The organism is Acidovorax sp. KNOB132, assembly GCF_057541515.1.
On the sequence record NZ_BAAJYT010000599.1, the window covers coordinates 1 to 826 of the forward strand.

Genomic DNA, 826 nt, shown 5'->3' on the forward strand with positions numbered 1-826 from the left:
CCTGCCGCTGGGCCTGCTGGGCGTCGCGGCTCACCAGGTCGTCGGTGCCGGTGGCCAGCGACTTGGCGGCCTTCTTCCAGACCACCAGCTTGAGCGGGTCGCCCCGGCGGTAGGCCCGCACGCCGTCGAACTCGCCAATGCCCTGCGTGGGCGTGCTGCCCGCGCCGCCCGAGCGCGGCTCGCCCGCGGGCAGCGGCGGTGGCGGCACCTCGGGCTGGGGATACACCAGCACCTGCGCCGCGGGCCGCCAGAGGGTCCAGACGCGGAAGGTGCCCAGCGGAAAGCGCGTCTCGGCCGTGAGCGTGGGCGCGTCGTGCAGCCCGCGCCGCAGCGGCTGGTAGGCCACCTGCACGCTGGCCGAGCCCTCGGCGGGCACGTCGGTCCAGACCCATTTGGTGTCCGTGCCCGCGCCGTGCACCGCCACCGCGATGCCGTGGCGCGCGGTGCGCCGCGTGTGGCTCAGCTGCACCTCCAGCGCGGTGCTGGTGCCCAGGAACTGCGGCTCCGGCGCCACCAGGTGCAGGGTGAGGCCGCGCAGCGTGCCGTGGCAGATGTGGATGCCCACCACCGCGCTACCGGCGAGCAGGAAGGTGAGCAGGTAGCCCAGGTTCAGCTGGAAGTTGATGGACGCCACCAGCAGTACCAGCAGCGTGAGCGCCAGCATCCAGCCCGCGCCCGTGGGCAGGATGTACACGTTGCGCTGGGTGAGCGTGACGGTGTCGGTGCGCTTGATGCGCGACTGCCACCAGCGCTGCCAGCGCCGCTGCAGGGCGGACAGCGGCCAGGGGGCCGCGCGCGGGGGCGTGCGGCGGCAGCGGCGGGGTGA

Annotated in this window: 1 protein-coding gene; it reads right to left on the reverse strand. The window is 74.6% G+C overall.

Annotated elements, in window-relative coordinates:
• A partial coding sequence (locus AC27IO_RS24920) for a DUF58 domain-containing protein (protein ID WP_498741305.1) occupies positions 1-778 on the reverse strand: 778 nt, incomplete at its 3' end.
• Positions 779-826 lie beyond the last annotated feature (48 nt).